This is a genomic window from Gardnerella bivia (assembly GCF_049262715.1).
GTDB classification, from domain to species: domain Bacteria; phylum Actinomycetota; class Actinomycetes; order Actinomycetales; family Bifidobacteriaceae; genus Bifidobacterium; species Bifidobacterium vaginale_A.
The window spans coordinates 1,133,634-1,152,603 of sequence record NZ_CP058399.1 but is presented as its reverse complement, the minus strand read 5'-3'; the positions used below and the strand labels follow the sequence as shown (position 1 = coordinate 1,152,603).

Sequence of the window (18,970 nt, the reverse complement as noted above, 5' to 3'; positions counted from 1 at the left end):
AGATTATTCTTCAGTAGAGTTTTCACCTGATTCTAAATACGAATCTGATTCTTCTGTAGATTCAGAATTCGAAGTTTTAGAAGACTTAGATGACTTAGAAGAAGTTTTAGAAGACTTTTCACTATCAGAAGCAAGTGAGGAAGACTTATCAGATGTATTATCTAGTAAATCATCATCATTTTCAGCAAATTGATCTTCTGGGCGCATAAGTCCAAAAGCAGCTTTAACTTTATCACTTATTTCTTCAGTAATAGCAGGATTATCTTTCAAGAACTTACGAACATTCTCTCTACCCTGACCTAATTGATCACCTTCATAAGTAAACCAAGATCCAGATTTCTTAATAACTCCGCATTGTACAGCCATATCAATTACGGATCCTTCAGTGGAAATTCCTTCACCGTAAAGTACATCAAATTCGGCTGATTTGAAAGGAGGAGCCATCTTATTCTTTACAATCTTTACTTTAGTACGATTACCAACAGCCTCCTCGCCGTTTTTAATAGTAGTAACTCTGCGAATATCCATACGCACTGAAGCGTAGAACTTCAAAGCTTTACCACCAGTAGTTGTTTCAGGATTACCAAAGAAAACACCAATTTTTTCACGAAGCTGGTTAATAAAAATTGCAGTAGTTCCTGCTTGAGCTAAAGCGCCAGTCATCTTCCGCAAAGCTTGACTCATTAAACGAGCTTGCAAACCAACATGGCTATCTCCCATATCACCTTCAATTTCAGCCTTAGGAACAAGAGCTGCAACTGAATCAATAACAATAACATCTAAAGCACCAGAACGTATTAACATATCAGCAATTTCTAATGCTTGTTCGCCATTATCTGGCTGAGAAACTATAAGCGAATCAGTATCTACTCCAAGCTTTCTCGCATATACAGGATCTAATGCATGCTCAGCATCAATAAAAGCAGCGACACCACCATTTTTTTGAGCGTTAGCAACAATATGCAATGCCAAAGTTGTTTTACCAGAGGATTCTGGACCATAAACTTCAACAACACGTCCGCGAGGAACGCCGCCAATGCCAAGTGCCATATCTAACGCCAAAGATCCTGTTGGAATAACTTCCACATCTTGCATTGGTTTATCTCCCAATCGCATAGCAGAACCTTTTCCGTATTGCTTTTCTACATTCGCTAAAGCAGTTTCCAAAGCTGCTTGACGGCGAGGATCTGTGCGATCTGCATCAATCAATCTACCAGCAGCAGTTTTCGATTTTGCTTGTTGCACCATGTTTGCTACTCCTTTCACATGTGCGGTCTGTATCGATGAGATTAACCTGCACATGACATCTGTGCAAGCGTTTGAGAGCAATGTGGTCAGAAGTCCGTAACATTGCATTTACGTAGCTCAATTTATTTATATAAACTACGCACACGCAATAAGACATTTACATAGCCTTCCACGCTGCAACCAGCCCGACAAAAGTATTATATAACACTTTACGAACATTTGTTCGATTTCGCGTGTTGCGCTAAAATATTCAAGCCTCTTGAAAAATTATGCAGCAGGCATAGGCGGAGCATTATGATCTTTACCCCATCTTTTATTATCTGGAATTCCCATATGATCACATAAAACGTTCCAAACAACCCTCGGCTCAATACCTGCTTGCAAAGCTTGGCAAACATTCATACCATCAAGTTTTTGCAAACATTGATCCTTAGCTATGCTACGCCCAAGGCTACTGCCAAAAACTTCTTCAAGAAGTTCCCAAAATTCACGTTCACGCAACGCTTTCACAATCCTTACATAGCAATAAATACAACAATTTAATCAACTTTTGAACAACACTATTACGAACTTCTTCACGACTACCACTATTTTGCAATTCGCAAGAAATAAACGTTCCGGAATCAGATTCACACACATCCAAATTCGAATAGTTTTCAATACTTTTAATATGCAATATTTTTTTATTAAAAGAATTATTCAACGATTCACTATCTAAAAATACAGAAAGCATAACTGATTTAGGCAAAAAAATACCAATATAAGCCAAGCCTGCAGGCTTGCCATCATAATCCGGACCAGGACCTGCAACACCAGTAGTAGAAAGTCCTATTACAGGAAAATTGGAATCTTGTAAATCTTTCTCACAGCTTTTATTTTTATAATCCCAACCAGAGCCGCTATATAATCTCGCAGTTCCAATAGCCATAAGTTTTGCAACTGAAGCATTCACAGCACCATGCGATTTAAGAAAATCAGCATCTACTCCAAGAATCTTTGCTTTCGCGTGAATATCATACGTTACAGCAGAGCCTAAAAACACTTGTGACGCACCAGGAACACTAACAAAAGCATTAGCAAGCAAACCACCAGTCAAAGATTCAGATGCAGCAACATGCAAACGATTTTGCGCACAATATTCAATAACAACAGATGCGTCACTGTGCATTTCAATCATCTTCCATTAAAATCAAAATCAGGTTCTAAATCAAAATCAAAATTCTTCAGTTTCTAAATTATCACTACCAGATTTAGAAGATTTACCAGATTTACTCGTAAAAGATTCTTCAGAATCCACAGAATTCAAATCATCTTCAGAAGTTTCAGAAACTAAAGTAGATTCAACATCAACAACTCCGCGATCCCCATCTTTTAAAGCACTAAGCGCAGCAAAAGCACCTTTAGTGTATGTATAACCAGAGCATAGAGCTAAAAGCAATGCAATATAAATCAAAGCATCAGCAAGCGCAAGATATGCTATACCAAACGCAGATATTTTTCTTAAATTAACAATAGTATTTACAACAGGAAGAAGAATAAGCGCAAGACCTAAAGATTGAGCAACAGTCTTATATTTACCAAGAGAGGAAGCAGCAATTACCTTACCACCTCTTTTAATAACATAAAAACGCAAAACAGTTATACCAATTTCACGAACAACAAACAGCAATGTGACAATCCATGGTATTTCAGAAAATATTGCACCAATAATTAAAGCAGATAATATTAAAAGCTTATCAGCAATAGGATCTAATAATTTACCTAACTCAGTAACTTGATTATATTTACGAGCCAAATAGCCATCTAATTTATCTGTTGATGCAGCTAATGCAAAAATAACAAATGCTCCCCAACGCGCACCAACAGAATGAACACCATATGCACCAGAAGCAAGATATAAACCAATAAATACAATCGCAAGCACAATGCGAACATATGTAACTATATTAGGCGCATAATTCCAACCATCAAACAAAGAAAACTTAACGCTTTTTCTCATTTATGTACCTCCCTAACAGCTATACAAATATGGTATAGCAAACGCAAAACCTATACTAATCGATAGAATCAGATTCTCCGCGAATAAAAGCCAAAACTTTTTGCAAGTCTTCCGGCTGAACCAAAACTTCACGAGCTTTAGAACCTTCAGAAGGACCAACTACACCACGAGATTCCAGCAAATCCATCAAACGACCTGCTTTAGCAAATCCAACACGTAGCTTTCGCTGAAGCATTGAAGTTGAGCCAAATTGCGATCCAACAACAAGCTCTGCAGCCTGCAACAACTCATCCATATCATCGCCAATATCGCTTGTTTTAAGCTTATTTTGAGCTTGAGCATCTGCCTTTTGAGCCATTTGCTCAATATCTTCACGATACTTAGGCTTGCGCTGAGTGCGAACATACTCTACAGCTTTACGAATCTCAGATTCACTCACCCATGAACCTTGCACGCGTTGAGGTTTAGCAGCTCCCATTGGAAGGAATAAAGCATCTCCTTGACCAATAAGAGTTTCTGCTCCAACTGTATCTAGAATAACTCTGGAATCTGTTGCAGACGAAGTAGCAAAAGCCAAACGAGAAGGAATATTTGCTTTAATTAAGCCAGTTACAACATCCACTGAAGGTCGCTGAGTAGCCAAAACTAAATGCACGCCTGCAGCTCGAGCGAGCTGAGTAATACGTTGAATAGAGCTTTCAACATCATTCTTAGCAACCATCATTAAATCAGCCATCTCGTCCACAACAACAAGCAAATACGGGTATGGAGCAACTTTTCGCTCAGATCCAGCGGGAGCATGAACCTTTCCTTCGCGAACAGCCTTATTGAAATCCTTTACATGACGGAAACCGAAGAATTGCAAGTCGTCGTAGCGAGCATCCATCTCTTTAACAACCCACTCAAGAGCTTGAGCTGCCTTCTTAGGATCAGTAATAATAGGTGTAAGCAAATGTGGGATGCCAGCGTACGCGGAAAGCTCCACGCGCTTAGGATCAACCATAATCATACGAACTTGCTCAGGAGTAGCTCTCATAATAATTGACGTAAGCATTGAGTTAATAAAACTCGACTTACCAGAGCCAGTTGCACCAGCTACAAGCAAATGTGGCATTTTATCTAGAGCAGCCGTTACAAAATGACCTTCAACGTCTTTTCCAACGCCTGTAAGCATAGGATTAGGATCCTGCATTGCTTTCTCAGAGCGCAAAACATCTCCCAAATGAACGATTTCGCGATCAACATTTGGAATTTCAATACCAATAGCAGATTTTCCTGGAATTGGCGACAAAATACGCACATCAGTACTAGCTACAGCGTAAGCAATATTTTTTTGCAAATTCGTGACTTTTTCAACTTTTACACCCGGTCCAAGCTCTACCTCATACTGCGTAACAGATGGACCTCTAAGGAATCCAATAACGTGAGCATCAACATCAAATTGCTCAAAAGTAGAAGTCAGAGCACGAATCACATTATCATTTGCAACAGTACGAGCAACATGAGGTTTTCCATGAGCCAATAAATTCATATCCGGAAGAACATATGGCTTATCTTCCAAATTTGCATCGCTTGTATTGTTAGAAGAATTTTCGTTATTAGAAGAATTGTTAGCAGAATTAGCAGAATTACTCTGGCTTGCAATAGAATAACCATTTTCATTCTGCTCTTGAGATTTTCTATATCCTTCCATTTGCTCTTCTGGAATAGCACTCCAAGGATCTAGCGATGAAGCAACTGGAGCTGCCCCAGCCATAGATCCCAAAGAACTCATTGGAGCTTTAGGAAATTCATCAATGCTCATCTTGGAAGAAGCGTTTAGATTAGAATCACTAGGAACATCTACAGGAACTGTGTTTCCAACGCAATCACCATATCTAGAATCATCATTGACTCTAGATTCATAAGACGGATTATTACTTGCTATTCTTCTAGTGTGATTAACAGGTTCTTCATTAGATACACCATGAACGAAAGCAGCAGAATCAAAAGCATCATCCCCTGCATACTTATCAAGTAATTCTTTATTATCATTCTTATTCTTTGAATTAAACAACGATCTAATCCATTTAAATAATGAAGGCTTAGTTTCATTAACTTCTTGTTCATCGCTAATTTCGTGAGTAGGAACACCTTCAGCAAACTCCAAAGCGTCACCGTTTGAATTACTCGTATTATCAGCATAATCGGAGGAACTACTAACTAATCGAGAATCTTTATGCGATTTTTCAGAAGACTTATCGGAAGACTTATCAGAAGACTTTTTCGAATTATTTTTGATTACACGCATAAAGAAAGCAGAAATATCAGTAACATGCAATCTAGATATTAACAATAACGAAAATAGCAAAATAAGCGTAAACAGAACTAGCGCAAAAGTGCGAGAAAGTCCCCATGAAAAAGGCGAACCTAAAACAAATCCAAATAATCCTCCAGCTTTTTGCAAATTACTCATATTAAAAGAAGCATTATTAGGCACGCAAGATATGTCTATAATTGAGCAAATCGACAACAATAGCAAAAAGAATCCGCCAATAACGCGAGTATTACCAGAGCCTACTCCGCTATTTCTCATCAATCTAATCGCAACAACAACTAGCAATACAGGCAAAATCACACTCATTACACCTAAAATGCTAGAAGCTAAAATATGTAACCAAACACCAATAAAGCCTTTTACTCTAAACCATTCAGATGCACAAAACAGCACTGAAAATGCAAGCATAATAAAACAAAGCCCATCTCTTCTGTATGCTTCATCATATTCACCTACACCAAAAAGCGAGCGCACAATCTTACCAATAAGGCGCGGAATAAAAAGTAAAGTAGACTTCCACCAAGCTTCAGATGACGACTTTTTGTCTGCCATATATTACTCCTTAAACGCAAATATCCTTATTCACCAACCTTTTTACATTTTACTCAGATTACTCCACAAAATACTCTAAAACGTAATGCGTGTTAATTAACATGCAAATTCGGGGTTATTCCACAAAAATGGGTTATTCCCCAAAAAACCATAAAAAAAAAAAACGGCTAAAAAGCCGTTTAAATAAGTGGGGTGGCTAACGCGGCTTGAACGCGCGACCTTCTGAACCACAATCAGATGCTCTACCGACTGAGCTATAGCCACCATATGTGTGAAAAATTCACACAACAAAGGGATACTATACACTATTTTTTTATTTTCTGCTAGTGGATGTTTCTCGGCGAGTCGCTATTCAAATATCTAAATTCAATACTCAATGACACAATAGACGTATGAGTTCTTACGATTACGCACAAAAAAATGATTCAACCAATCGCATTTTTGGCTCAATTACGCAAAAAAATAACACAACTGCATTACTTCTTGGATCAGGAGAATTAGGAAAAGAAATAGCAATTGAACTAATGCGATTAGGTGTAAGAGTATGCGCAGCAGACAGCTACGAAAATGCTCCAGCAATGCAAGTTGCACATGTTGCACGCGTATTAGATATGACTAACAGCTCATTATTAAGCGCTCTTATTGAAGAAATAAAACCAGATATTATTATTCCTGAAGTAGAAGCAATAGCAACAGAAGTATTATTTAATGCTAAAAAAGATAATATTCAAGTAGTTCCAAGTTCCAATATTGCATCAATAGCAATGGATCGTGAAAAGCTGCGTAGAATCGCTCACGAGGATTTAAATTTACCAACTACCCCATATCGCTTTGCATCAAACTATGAAGAACTATGCGAAAGTGCAAAACAAATTGGTTACCCTTGCGTAGTAAAACCAGTCATGAGCTCTTCAGGACACGGACAGTCAATAGTTAGAAAACCAGAATCATTACTTGATGCTTGGAATGAAGCACAACATGGTCGCCGTGCAGCATCTTCTAAATCAAATAATAATTCACGCGTTATAGTCGAATCTTTAGCTCCACTAGATTATGAATTAACTGTACTAACAGTAAGCTCTTGTGCTGGAATCATAACTTGTGAACCCATAGCACAGCGCCAAGAAAATGGCGACTATAAAGAATCATGGCAGCCAGCTAACATTCCAGAAAATATACGCATTCAAGCGAAAGAAATAGCAAAAACAGCAGTAGAAGGACTCACTAATTTAGCTCAAGAAAAAGGCGAAAAAGGTTGGGGCGTTTATGGAGTGGAGTTATTTGTACTAAAAGATGGTTCTCTACTATTTAATGAGCTTTCACCTCGCCCACATGACACAGGCATGGTTACAATGATTTCTCAATATTATAGCGAATTTGCTCTTCACGTTTTAGCTATATTAGGTGTACCGATTACTCGCAGCCACGTTGCACTTTCTCTTCGCAAAAATGAAGTAGCTGCAAGTTGCGCAATTGTCGTAAATGGAGATGGACCTGTTGGCTTTACCAACCTTAACAACGCTCTAGATTTAGAACAACTAGAAAATTTTGATTCACAAAAACAAGAAAACGAAAATACGCGATTAAATATTCGCATTTTCAACAAACCTGAAGTTCATGGACATAGAAGAATGGCAGTCACATTAGCAACAGGTCGAACTGAAAGTGACGCTCGACATAACGCGACACGCATCGCTTCTATACTCCAAAATGCCTAAACATATGTTAAAGACATTGAAAATAAAGGAATATACAAATTTACAAATCGTTTATTTCCAATAATTAAGTAATAAAAATGTAGGTGACAATTGTTAGTCTAAACGTGCTGGCCACGGTCAGGTAAACCTACAAATATTGTTGGTTTGCGCCTGCAACTATAGATGCACAAAGAGAGGCGAGTCAATGGAAAAACTTGACAAGTTGTATGAAGGCAAAGCCAAAAAACTGTATGCTACCGATGACACCAATGTGCTATGGGTTGAATATATGAACCAAGCAACCGCTGGTAACGGTCTGAAAAAAGCTCAGATCGAAGGTAAAGGTAGCTTAAATAACAGAATAACTTCTTTACTATTCCATCTACTCGAGGCACGCGGAGTTAAAAGCCACTTCCTCGGGCGTATTTCCAACACAGAACAACTCGTAAAGCGCATGCGAATGTTCCCATTAGAAATCATCATGCGCAACACTGCTGCTGGTTCTTTTGCAAAACGATATGGAGTTAAAGAAGGCACTCCACTAAAGAAGCCATTGCTTGAGTTTTGCGTCAAATCAGATGAACTTGCAGATCCGTTCATAAACCCTGAAGGAGTTTTAGCTCTAGGTTTAGCAACGGAACAAGAGCTTGCAGAAATAACTAGACAAGCTCATGCAGTAAACAATGCTTTGCTAGACATATTCTCAAAGATTGATGTTCAACTTGTTGATTTTAAGATTGAAGAAGGCGTAGATTCACAAGGAAACATTCTTCTAGCTGATGAAATTACGCCAGACACTTGCAGACTTTGGGATAAACGAAATACAGATTCAGATTCTTCTCATGTAAATCATCTAGATAAAGATTTATTTAGAAGAGATTTAGGAGATATAATTCCTGCATACGAAGAGATATACAGCAGATTGAAATCTCTCGCTCAAAGCGAAAATCTTAATTGCGAGGAAATCAATCCGAACGAATATAACGAACATTAAAAAATATGGCTCGCATCTTTTAGGTGCGAGCCATGCGTGTTCTTAAAAGAAAAATATCATGTTATAAGCCAAAATATCCTTAAGTCTTATAAGACAATAAACTTCCAATAAATCTAAATAAAGACTTAAAGAATAATAAGCAAAACACAAAACTTGATGAAAAGCTAAAACTAAAAACTTTAACAAACAGACAAAATACAAGGCAGGTTCACCGTGGTATTTCGCGTGTATGTAGAAAAGCAATCCGATTTTGCGATAGAAGCAAAACAACTTCTACACGAACTTAAGGAAATTCTTGGTATAGACAAACTAAAGTCACTACGAATCATAAATAGATATGATATTGACGGTATATCACAAGAATTATTTGATACAGCAGTGAAAACAGTATTAAGCGAACCTCCTGTTGATAATACTTACGATTATTTGCCTATTCGCACAAGCGAACATGTTTTTGCAATTGAATTCTTACCTGGACAATTCGATCAGCGAGCACAATCAGCAAGCGAATGCATTCAGCTTATTAGTCAAGGAGAAAGACCTCAAGTTCGTAGCGCTAAAGTAATTGCACTTACTGGAAATCTTAAAGACGAAGATATTGAAGCTATTAAGCGATATGTTATAAATCCTGTAGAAGCACGCGAAGCATCTTTAGATACACTTAATACTCTTAAAACTGAAAGCATAATACCTGCAGATGTTGAAATACTTAACGGTTTCAACGATTTAGATGATTCTGGTTTAGAAGATTTTATTAAAGATCGCGGATTAGCTATGGATTTGGCTGACGCAAAATTCTGCCAAAATTATTTTAAAGCTGAGAAACGAAATCCTACTATTACAGAAATTCGCGTTATCGACACATATTGGTCTGATCATTGCAGACATACAACTTTCGGAACTGAACTAACAGATATTTCAATTGACGATGATTTAGTGCGTAAAGCTTTCAATCGTTATTTAGATTTGCGAAGACAATTAAATCGCGAAAATAAGCCAATATGCCTTATGGACATGGCTACTATTGGCGCAAAATATTTGAAGAATACTGGAGAATTAAAAAATCTTGATGAATCTGAAGAAATAAACGCGTGCACTGTTAAAGTTAAAGTCGACGTCAATGGACATGACGAAGATTGGCTGTTCTTATTTAAAAATGAAACACACAATCACCCTACTGAAATAGAACCTTTCGGCGGAGCTGCAACTTGCATTGGAGGATGCATACGAGATCCTCTTTCAGGACGTTCTTATGTTTATCAAGCTATGCGAGTTACAGGAGCTAAAGACCCGCGAACTCCTATCAGCGAAACTTTAGCTGGAAAACTACCACAACGAAAGATCGTAACTTCAGCAGCAGCTGGTTATTCGTCTTACGGTAATCAAATTGGACTTGCGACTGGTGAAGTTCATGAAATTTATCATCCAGGATACGTTGCAAAACGTATGGAAGTTGGCGCTGTTGTTGCAGCAACACCTGCAAATCATGTACGTAGAGAAACACCATCTCAAGGTGATGTAATTATTCTTCTTGGCGGACGTACTGGACGTGACGGAATTGGTGGCGCTACAGGTGCTTCTAAAGCACAAGATACAGATAGTATTGAAGAATGCGGAGCTGAAGTGCAAAAAGGCAACGCGCCTATTGAACGCAAATTACAGCGACTTTTCAGACGCAAGGATGCTTGCCAACTTATTAAGCGTTGCAATGATTTTGGAGCAGGTGGCGTTTCTGTTGCTACTGGTGAAATAGCAGATGGATTGATTATTAACTTAGACAAGGTTTCTAAGAAGTACGAAGGGCTTGATGGCACTGAGCTTGCTATTTCTGAATCTCAAGAAAGAATGGCAGTAGACGTTTCTTCGCTCGATGCTGATTTATTCTTAAAATACGCTCGAGAAGAAAATCTAGAAGCAGAAATTATTGCTACTGTTACAAAAGAAGCTCGCATGCGTATGACATGGCGAGGAAAAACCATTGTAGATTTAAGCAGAGAATTCTTAGCGTCTAACGGAGCTGCAAAAAAACAAGTTTTACATGTAGTTTCCGGAGAAACATATGAAAATCCATGGCAAAATCAATCTGATTTGCCATTAGAATCTCGCATGCGCGAACTTGTATCAGACATAAACGTATCTTCAAATAAAGGACTTTGTGAACGTTTTGATTCAACTATAGGATCTGCAACTGTTTTAATGCCTTTCGGAGGAAGAAACCAACTCACTCCTGCACAATCTATGGTTGCTAAATTCCCTGTATTTGGTGAAACAAATACAGCTTCTGCAATGGCTTGGGGATTTAATCCATATTTGATGGAAAAAAATCAATTCACAGGAGCTTACATTGCTGTAGTGGAATCTCTAGCTAAACTTGTTGCAAGCGGATTTACTAAAGAACGCGCATATTTGAGCTTGCAAGAGTACTTTGGAAAACCTCAAGACGCGCCTGAACGTTGGGGAAAACCTGTTGCAGCAGTTCTTGGAGCATTAAGCGCACAAATTGATTATGGAGTTGGAGCAATAGGCGGAAAAGATTCTATGAGTGGAAGCTTTGAGAATCTTGACGTACCTCCTACTTTAATTTCTTTCGCTGTTTCTACTGGAGATGCACGTTTAACAGTTTCCCCAGAATTTAAAGGAATAAATCATAAAGTTATACGTATTTCTCCGCGTTATAAATCGGATGGAATTACGCCTGAGAGCGAAAGCTTCTTAGAAGCATTGCAAATTATGCAAAATCTTACACAATCTAAAAAAGCTTTAGCTGCTTCAACGCCAGGTTATGGTGCTAGTGCAGAAAGCTTATTTAAGATGACGCTAGGAAATCACATAGGTATTACTTTACAAAATATTAGCGATGATGATTTGTTTGCAAATGCATATGGAACATTTTATGTTGAGATTGAAAACGAAGAATCTATTCCACAAGAGTCTAATAATGTATCTATTAGCGTTATTGGTACAACTTGCGAAGATTATTACTTCACTTCGTCTTCAGGAGAACGAATTGATTTAAACGATTTGCAAAAAGATTGGGAATCTAGCATGGAAAGCATATTCCCTTATAAAAGCGCAAATCTTGAAAATGAGATCAATAATAAAGTTCAAACTATTAGCACTAAAGCTAGGATTTACAAGAAGAATCATATGCGCTCGCACAGGTTAAAGCCTCTTAAACATCCTAGAGTAATCATTCCAGTATTCCCTGGAAATAATTGCGAGTACGACACTCAAGCAGCTTTTGAAAAAGCAGGAGCAGACGTACACACTCTTATTATTAACAATCTTAATGCTAAAAATATTACTGAATCCGCTAAAGAGCTAGTAAAAGAGATTAAAAACAGTCATATAGTTATGATTCCAGGCGGATTCTCAGGTGGAGATGAGCCAGATGGTTCTGCAAAATTCATAGCTTCATTCTTTAGGAATCCAGAAGTTAGCGATGCTGTAAGAGATTTATTAAACAACCGTGATGGCTTAATGCTCGGCATTTGCAATGGTTTCCAAGCTCTTATAAAACTTGGATTAGTTCCATTTGGAGATATTGTTCCAATCGATTCAGAATGTCCAACTCTTACTTTTAACACTATTGGACGCCATCAAAGTCGTATTGTTCACACTCGAATAGCTTCAAATCTTTCTCCATGGCTTTACAATACTCAAGTTGGAGATGTACATTCTGTAGCTATTTCTCATGGAGAAGGTAGATTCGTTGCAACTCCTGAAGTAATGAGCGCTTTGATTTCTAATAGCCAAATCGCAACTCAATATGTTGACTCTAACGGTAAAACTTCTATGGATTTAGATGTGAATCCAAATGGTTCTATTGAATGCGTAGAAGGTATTACAAGCCCAGACGGAAGAGTTTTCGGAAAGATGGGACATTGCGAACGTAGCGGAAAAGGACTATATGTGAATATTCCTGATTTTAAAACTCAAGATTTATTTAGTGCAGGAGTCCAATATTTCACAGCATAATTTACGAAATATTCGTAAAAACTTGAAATATAACAATATACTTATTTGAGTGACTAACACATTGACTTACACACTTGATTTTAGGGGGTGAATATGTCTGCAGAACTTGAAGATATACACGAGGAGTGCGGAGTATTTGGTGTATGGGGTCATCCTGATGCCGCGCGGCTTACTTATTTCGGATTGCATGCATTACAACATCGCGGTCAAGAAGGTGCAGGAATTGTATCGAACGATAACGGTAAATTGCACGGACATAGAGGATTAGGATTATTAACGCAAGTTTTTAGTGACGAAAAAATAATAGATAGACTTACTGGAAATAGCGCTATAGGACACGTCCGTTATGCTACTGCAGGATCAGGTAGTATTGAAAACATTCAGCCATTCTTATTTAGATTCCATGATGGAGATGTAGCTTTAGGTCATAATGGAAATTTGACTAATTTCACAACTCTTCGACATAAATTAGAAGATGAAGGAGCGATTTTCCACTCAAATTCAGATACAGAAGTTTTAATGCATTTAATACGCAAATCAAATAAAACTAGTTTCATGGATTGTTTGAAAGAAGCTTTGCAAACTGTTCATGGCGGATTTGCTTACTTATTGCTCACAGGTAATGCTCTAATAGGAGCAACAGATCCTAACGGATTCCGTCCACTTTCCTTAGGTCGCATGAGCAACGGAGCATACGTATTAGCATCTGAAACATGCGCACTTGATATTGTAGGCGCAGAATTTATACGAGATATTGAGCCTGGCGAAATTATTGTTATTAACGATGACGGCTACAGAATTGAACGTTATGCAAAGCATGTTCAACATGCTGTGTGTTCAATGGAATTTATTTATTTTGCACGCCCAGATTCTAATATTTATGGAATTAACGTACACTCTGCTAGAAAGCGTATGGGCTCTCGTCTTGCTAAAGAATCTCCTGTTGAAGCAGATATGGTTATTGGAGTACCAAATTCATCTCTTTCTGCCGCAGCTGGTTATGCTGAAACAAGCGGACTTCCTAACGAAATGGGATTGATTAAAAATCAATATGTTGCTCGAACTTTTATTCAACCTACTCAAGAATTGCGCGAACAAGGCGTACGCATGAAACTTTCAGCAGTACGTGGTGTAGTTGCAGGAAAACGAGTAATAGTTATAGATGATTCTATTGTTCGAGGAACTACTTCTAAACGCATTGTGCAACTTCTTAGAGAAGCTGGTGCTAAAGAAGTACATATGCGTATCTCTTCACCACCTCTTAAATATCCTTGCTTCTATGGTATTGATATTCAAACTACTAAAGAATTGATTGCTTCTAAACACTCAATTGATGAAATCCGAGAATATATTGGAGCTGATTCTTTGTCGTTCTTATCATTAGATGGCTTAATTGAGTCGATTGGTTTAAATAAGCCTGCTCCTTATTCAGGCTTATGCGTTGCTTATTTCAATGGCGACTACCCTACTTCATTAGACGATTATGCAAATGAGTTTTTATCTTCACTTTCTGAAAAAGAACGTGAACATTTAAATGAAATACGAGCAAAAAGTAAGTATTCATATAAATAAAAAGCAATAAACTCTTAGCGCAAAATAACAAAATAAAAATAACAAAACAAACAACAAAAAAAAACAAAATATATTAGAAAAACTCGTATATTTTGAAATTGACATGCAACTTAAAGAATTTTAACAATTATAAATTATGAAAGGAATCTATTATGCCACACGCATATGAAGAAGCCGGCGTAAGTGTAGAAGCAGGATACGAAGTAGTACGTCGTATTAAATCGCATGTTAAACGCACTGAACGCAAAGGCGTTATGGGTGGCATTGGAGGTTTCGGAGGCCTATTCGATTTAGCTTGTCTTGGATACAAAGAACCTGTTTTAATTTCTGGCACAGATGGAGTTGGAACAAAACTCATGATTGCCAAAATGATGAATAAGCATAACACAATCGGAATAGATTGCGTTGCTATGTGCGTGAACGACATTGCAGCTCAAGGCGCAGAGCCACTATTTTTCCTTGATTACATTGCTTGCGGAAAAAATAATCCAAAATTACTCGAACAAGTCGTTTCAGGAGTCGCAGATGGATGCATTCAAGCAGGAGCAGGCTTAATTGGCGGCGAAACCGCTGAAATGCCAGGAATGTACGATGAAGATGAATACGATTTAGCAGGATTTGCAGTAGGAGTAGCCGAAAAATCTAACATTATTGACGGATCTACTATTTGCAAAGGTGATGTTTTAATAGGATTACCTTCTTCCGGTGTTCACTCGAACGGATTCTCGCTTGTGCGTAAAGCTTTGTTTGAAGAAGCAGGATACGATGTAAACACTAAACTTGAAGAGCTTGACGGAAAAACTATTGGCGAAGTTCTGCTCGAACCTACTCGCATTTACGTAAAAGCATTAAAACCATTATTTGAAAAACATCTTATTAAAGGCGTTGCTCATATTACAGGTGGCGGATTTATTGAAAATATTCCTCGCATGTATTCAAATAATCTTGCAACTAAAATTAACACTAATAGCTGGAGTATTCCACCTATTTTCAACGTTATTGAAAAAGCAGGGAATGTAGATCATACAGAAATGTTCAACGTGTTTAATATGGGTATTGGCATGGTTTTGGCGGTTGATGAAAGCAAAGCTGAAGAAGCACTGAGCACACTAAGCGAAAATAATGAAACAGCTTATGTTATTGGCAAAATGATTGAGCGCGAAAACGCTGCAGTTGAGTTGCAATAAAACTATAAAGGACAGAAAATGAAAGTTTTAGTTATTGGTTCAGGCGCACGCGAACACGCTATTGCACACACACTTCTTAAAGGTGAAAGCGTTGAAGAGGTAACTGTTGCTCCTGGAAATCCTGGTATTGAAGCAGACGGAATTAAAACCGTAAACATAAGCCAGTCGGATCACGAAGCTCTTATTAAGTTCGTTAAAGATAACAACTACGATTTTGCGTTCATTGGACCAGAAGTGCCACTTATGAACGGAATCGTGGACGATTTTGAAGCTCACAGCATTCCCGCTTTTGGCCCAAATAAAGCCGCTGCTCAAATAGAAGGCTCTAAAGATTTCGCTAAGAAACTTATGGATCGGCATAATATTCCAACAGCAGCGTATCAAACTTTCGAATCCCTAGAGCCAGCTAAAAACTACGTACTTGAGCATGGCGCTCCAATTGTAATTAAAGCAGACGGCTTGGCAGCAGGAAAAGGCGTTACTGTTGCAATGGACGAGAAAACTGCTCTTGATGCTTTAGAAGATATTTTTGTTGACAAACGTTTTGGATCTGCCGGAGCAAAAGTAGTAATAGAAGATTTTTTGCAAGGTCAAGAATTTTCTCTTATGAGTTTTGTAAGCGGAACTGATTTTTGGGTTATGCCAATTTCTCAGGATCATAAACGAGCTCATGACGGCGATACTGGTCCAAACACTGGAGGAATGGGAGCTTACAGCCCTGTACCTCAAATAAGCAATGAAATAGTCGAACGAGCTATTAACGAGATTGTGCGCCCAACAGTAGAAGGCATGGCAAAAGAAGGAACTCCGTTTACAGGAATACTTTATGCTGGCTTAATTGCAACTAAAGAGGGACCTAAAGTTATTGAGTTTAATGCTAGATTTGGAGACCCAGAAACTGAAGTTGTTCTTCCAAGATTAACTTCAGACTTTGCTACAGCAATTTGGAATATTCTAAATCATAAAAATCCAACTTTCACATGGAAAAAAGATGGAATCACACTTGGAGTAATTATTGCTAGCGAAGGATACCCTGGAACACTTATTTTAGGAGCAACTCTCCCTAAAATTCCTGTTGATGAAGAACAATGTCAACACGTTTATTTTGCAGGAGTTAAAAGTGATAAAGAAGATAAAAACACTTTAATCACTTCTTCTGGAAGAGTAGCTCTTGTACAAGTACACGGGAAAAATGTTTTAGATGCGCAAAACAAGGTTTATAGCATATTAGACAAACTCAATCTTACACATATGTTCTTTAGACATGATATTGCTTCTAAAGCATTGTAAAATCAAGCGTTAGAAGCAAATCTAATATTTACGGCATAGTGTAGAAACCCATATCACGCATGTAATTCTTTCCAACTGTAACATCATATTGTATGAGCTTATAGTCGTTTAACAAACGCTTAGTTTCTTTATCTAATTGCGAATAGGTCATTGGCTTTCCAGAATTGTCAAGATAAATAGAATTACCTTCAGGAATTCTTTGCCACGATTGAATAGTATTCACTACTGGAGGTTCCATAGCGCTTACATGACTACGCAATACAGTCAAGAAAGCTACATATGGTGAAACTTTCGCATTCATATGTTTTGCAATTTGCGATATGAAGAAGTTTGGAGAAGAATATGATTCTGGTTCAACACGAATACTTTCAGGCGACTTCATTTCATTGCGAGCGCACTTATTTGACCAAATAAAGTAATCAGTTAAATGTAATACAAGAGAATTCTTCTTATTCGCGCTTGCACTTGAATAAGCTCCAGGAAGATGATCACCATAGAACATTACTGTTATTGGCTTATTTAATTGATCTAAACTATCAAGGAATTTCTCTGTAGCTTTATCTGTATAATTAGCACCTTTAGCATAAGTCTGAATAATAGATGACTCTTCTACTCCTAAAGGCTTGCTTGAATCAGTAGAAGTAACTTTAAAATCATTATCCTTATACCAATTGTTATAAGGCATATGATTTTGCATAGTAACTAATTGTACGAATTCTGGCTGATTCTTAATTCTAAGCGATTCCAAAACACTATCGTAAGCAGATTCATCAGAAACATAAGGAGCGTCATCAATATGATTCTGATAAGAAATAACATCTGGCTCTCGTAATGAATAAAACTTAGTGAATCCAAATTTCTTATAATTTTTCGCACGCAAATACATAGAAGGCTCAAAAGGATGGAAAGCAACAGAATTCTTACCATCATTCCAATATCGATTTATAGTTGGAACAAACGAAACTTTTGGCACTAACTGTTGATAAGGGCTAGTAAGAGAAGGATCAAAATTAACCATACTCAAACCAGTCATAGACATATATTCGAGATTTGCAGTGCCTCCACCATAGCCAGACGAGAGCATAAGACCGCTATCATTTGACTTCTTCACGCTTTCAATAAAAGGCACAACGCTTTTATTAAATGAAAGTCCTGGAATGCGTTCCGGATTTGCAAATGATTCAGAAAGAACCATAATAAGAGTATTATCGTTAATCTTCATAGTTCTTGAAGAATTAAGTTTCTTAGCTTCTTTCTCATATCTAGCAGCGATTTGACGCATTGTTTTCTCATTATAATTTTGTGGCTCAGTCATAACTTTCGTATTAACTTGACGCATAAAAGCCAACAATGGTCCATTCATTTGAGCATCATAAGCAGAATCCCACATAACTGGATAATCGCCCATAGATTGATTGAATGAATTTGCAAAAGAATTCACTGTGCCTACAGTTGAAACATACCATGCAAAAATACTGAAAATAACAATAACAATGCCACCGCGAACACCGTATCGCAATTGAGGACGCTCAAACCATACTACTTTTCCACGATTCTTATCTATAAAATGAATAGACATAAAAATCAGGACCAATAAAATTACTCCAACAATTGCGTAAAAAATTACTCTACTAGCGTTATAAGGCAAAAATGTCGATATAGATCCTGTATCACTTTGAAGAAAATTTAAATCTGCTGGAAGAATAGCCTCATTCCTCACGAATATTTTCATATACTCAATAATTGAAATTACAAGCGAAACTGAAAGAATTATCATCGATGTAATCCAAAAACGATTAGTTATAAACAGCAATATTGCGTAAATAAAAGCAGCTATCAGTAAATTAAGAATGAGCACAAAGTTCAACTGATTTATCATGTTTTGGAACATGCGATTTAGATTTTCTTGCAAACTTTGTAAAACTTGCTCTCTATTTCCAGTTTGCACTCCCAATTGGAAAATCACTACTAAAGCAATATCGTTAAGAATGAAAAATACAATATAAAGCCATCTAGGAATTGGCACTTGGAACTTAGATAATTGAACTTTCAATTTATCAAAAAACTTTTTACTTTTATCTACACCATCCTTATTTTCATCTTCTAAAGCTTCTTGAGCAACTTCATTCATAACTT

At 37.4% G+C, this 18,970-nt stretch carries 11 protein-coding genes, 1 tRNA gene and 1 pseudogene; 6 read left to right on the top strand and 7 right to left on the bottom strand.

From position 1 onward, the window contains the following. Positions 1 to 3: 3 nt before the first annotated feature. From recA to HXT27_RS04490, 6 genes and pseudogenes are all read right to left on the bottom strand, one after another. Positions 4 to 1,248, bottom strand: coding sequence for a recombinase RecA (gene recA, locus HXT27_RS04515; protein WP_233186095.1), 1,245 nt, complete (start codon positions 1,246 to 1,248; stop codon positions 4 to 6). Between the two features lie 267 nt (positions 1,249 to 1,515). Then, the gene (locus HXT27_RS04510; RefSeq protein WP_075523287.1) at positions 1,516 to 1,749 is read right to left on the bottom strand and encodes a DUF3046 domain-containing protein; all 234 of its coding nucleotides are present in this window, start codon (positions 1,747 to 1,749) and stop codon (positions 1,516 to 1,518) included. After that, positions 1,742 to 2,416 (bottom strand): CinA family protein, encoded by a 675-nt coding sequence (locus HXT27_RS04505; RefSeq protein ID WP_297643710.1) that lies wholly within the window; start codon positions 2,414 to 2,416, stop codon positions 1,742 to 1,744. Before HXT27_RS04505 ends, HXT27_RS04510 begins: the two co-directional genes overlap by 8 nt. Positions 2,417 to 2,638: 222 nt before the next feature. Continuing rightward, positions 2,639 to 3,247: pseudogene (pgsA, locus tag HXT27_RS04500) on the bottom strand (CDP-diacylglycerol--glycerol-3-phosphate 3-phosphatidyltransferase); the annotation flags it as partial. 55 nt (positions 3,248 to 3,302) lie between these two features. Continuing rightward, on the bottom strand, positions 3,303 to 6,116 hold the full coding sequence (locus HXT27_RS04495; RefSeq protein ID WP_103042974.1) for a DNA translocase FtsK: 2,814 nt from the start codon (positions 6,114 to 6,116) through the stop codon (positions 3,303 to 3,305). Between the two features lie 188 nt (positions 6,117 to 6,304). After that, positions 6,305 to 6,380 (bottom strand) — tRNA-His (locus HXT27_RS04490). A 128-nt stretch (positions 6,381 to 6,508) separates the two neighbouring features. Here HXT27_RS04490 and purT point away from each other — a divergent pair. The 6 genes from purT to purD all read left to right on the top strand — a co-directional run bounded on the left by purT (position 6,509) and on the right by purD (position 16,834). Then, positions 6,509 to 7,834, top strand: a complete 1,326-nt coding sequence (gene purT, locus HXT27_RS04485; RefSeq protein ID WP_103042973.1) for a formate-dependent phosphoribosylglycinamide formyltransferase — start codon at positions 6,509 to 6,511, stop codon at positions 7,832 to 7,834. A gap of 184 nt (positions 7,835 to 8,018) precedes the next feature. Continuing rightward, on the top strand, positions 8,019 to 8,807 hold the full coding sequence (gene purC, locus HXT27_RS04480) for a phosphoribosylaminoimidazolesuccinocarboxamide synthase (RefSeq protein WP_075523244.1): 789 nt from the start codon (positions 8,019 to 8,021) through the stop codon (positions 8,805 to 8,807). 213 nt (positions 8,808 to 9,020) lie between these two features. Next, positions 9,021 to 12,785 carry a phosphoribosylformylglycinamidine synthase gene (locus tag HXT27_RS04475; protein ID WP_103042972.1) on the top strand — a complete coding sequence of 1,255 codons (3,765 nt, stop codon included), beginning with the start codon at positions 9,021 to 9,023 and terminating at the stop codon, positions 12,783 to 12,785. A 93-nt stretch (positions 12,786 to 12,878) separates the two neighbouring features. Further along, on the top strand, positions 12,879 to 14,357 hold the full coding sequence (purF, locus tag HXT27_RS04470) for an amidophosphoribosyltransferase (RefSeq protein ID WP_103042971.1): 1,479 nt from the start codon (positions 12,879 to 12,881) through the stop codon (positions 14,355 to 14,357). 152 nt (positions 14,358 to 14,509) lie between these two features. Next, positions 14,510 to 15,544, top strand: a complete 1,035-nt coding sequence (purM, locus tag HXT27_RS04465; protein ID WP_075523247.1) for a phosphoribosylformylglycinamidine cyclo-ligase — start codon at positions 14,510 to 14,512, stop codon at positions 15,542 to 15,544. Positions 15,545 to 15,562: 18 nt separating this feature from the next. Next, positions 15,563 to 16,834: a phosphoribosylamine--glycine ligase gene (gene purD / locus HXT27_RS04460; RefSeq protein WP_075523248.1), complete on the top strand. Its 1,272-nt coding sequence runs from the start codon at positions 15,563 to 15,565 to the stop codon at positions 16,832 to 16,834. Between the two features lie 28 nt (positions 16,835 to 16,862). On the opposite strand, the gene HXT27_RS04455 is transcribed toward purD, so the two are convergent. Next, positions 16,863 to 18,965 (bottom strand): LTA synthase family protein, encoded by a 2,103-nt coding sequence (locus HXT27_RS04455; protein ID WP_103042970.1) that lies wholly within the window; start codon positions 18,963 to 18,965, stop codon positions 16,863 to 16,865. Positions 18,966 to 18,970: the final 5 nt, after the last annotated feature.

Coding starts and splice junctions, on each gene's coding strand:
- purM (WP_075523247.1), top strand. CDS start 14,510: ATGCCACACGCATATGAAGAAGCCGGCGTAAGTGTAGAAGCAGGATAC.
- HXT27_RS04455 (WP_103042970.1), bottom strand. CDS start 18,965: ATGAATGAAGTTGCTCAAGAAGCTTTAGAAGATGAAAATAAGGATGGT.
- purC (WP_075523244.1), top strand. CDS start 8,019: ATGGAAAAACTTGACAAGTTGTATGAAGGCAAAGCCAAAAAACTGTAT.
- purD (WP_075523248.1), top strand. CDS start 15,563: ATGAAAGTTTTAGTTATTGGTTCAGGCGCACGCGAACACGCTATTGCA.
- purF (WP_103042971.1), top strand. CDS start 12,879: ATGTCTGCAGAACTTGAAGATATACACGAGGAGTGCGGAGTATTTGGT.
- purT (WP_103042973.1), top strand. CDS start 6,509: ATGAGTTCTTACGATTACGCACAAAAAAATGATTCAACCAATCGCATT.
- HXT27_RS04495 (WP_103042974.1), bottom strand. CDS start 6,116: ATGGCAGACAAAAAGTCGTCATCTGAAGCTTGGTGGAAGTCTACTTTA.
- HXT27_RS04505 (WP_297643710.1), bottom strand. CDS start 2,416: ATGCACAGTGACGCATCTGTTGTTATTGAATATTGTGCGCAAAATCGT.
- recA (WP_233186095.1), bottom strand. CDS start 1,248: ATGGTGCAACAAGCAAAATCGAAAACTGCTGCTGGTAGATTGATTGAT.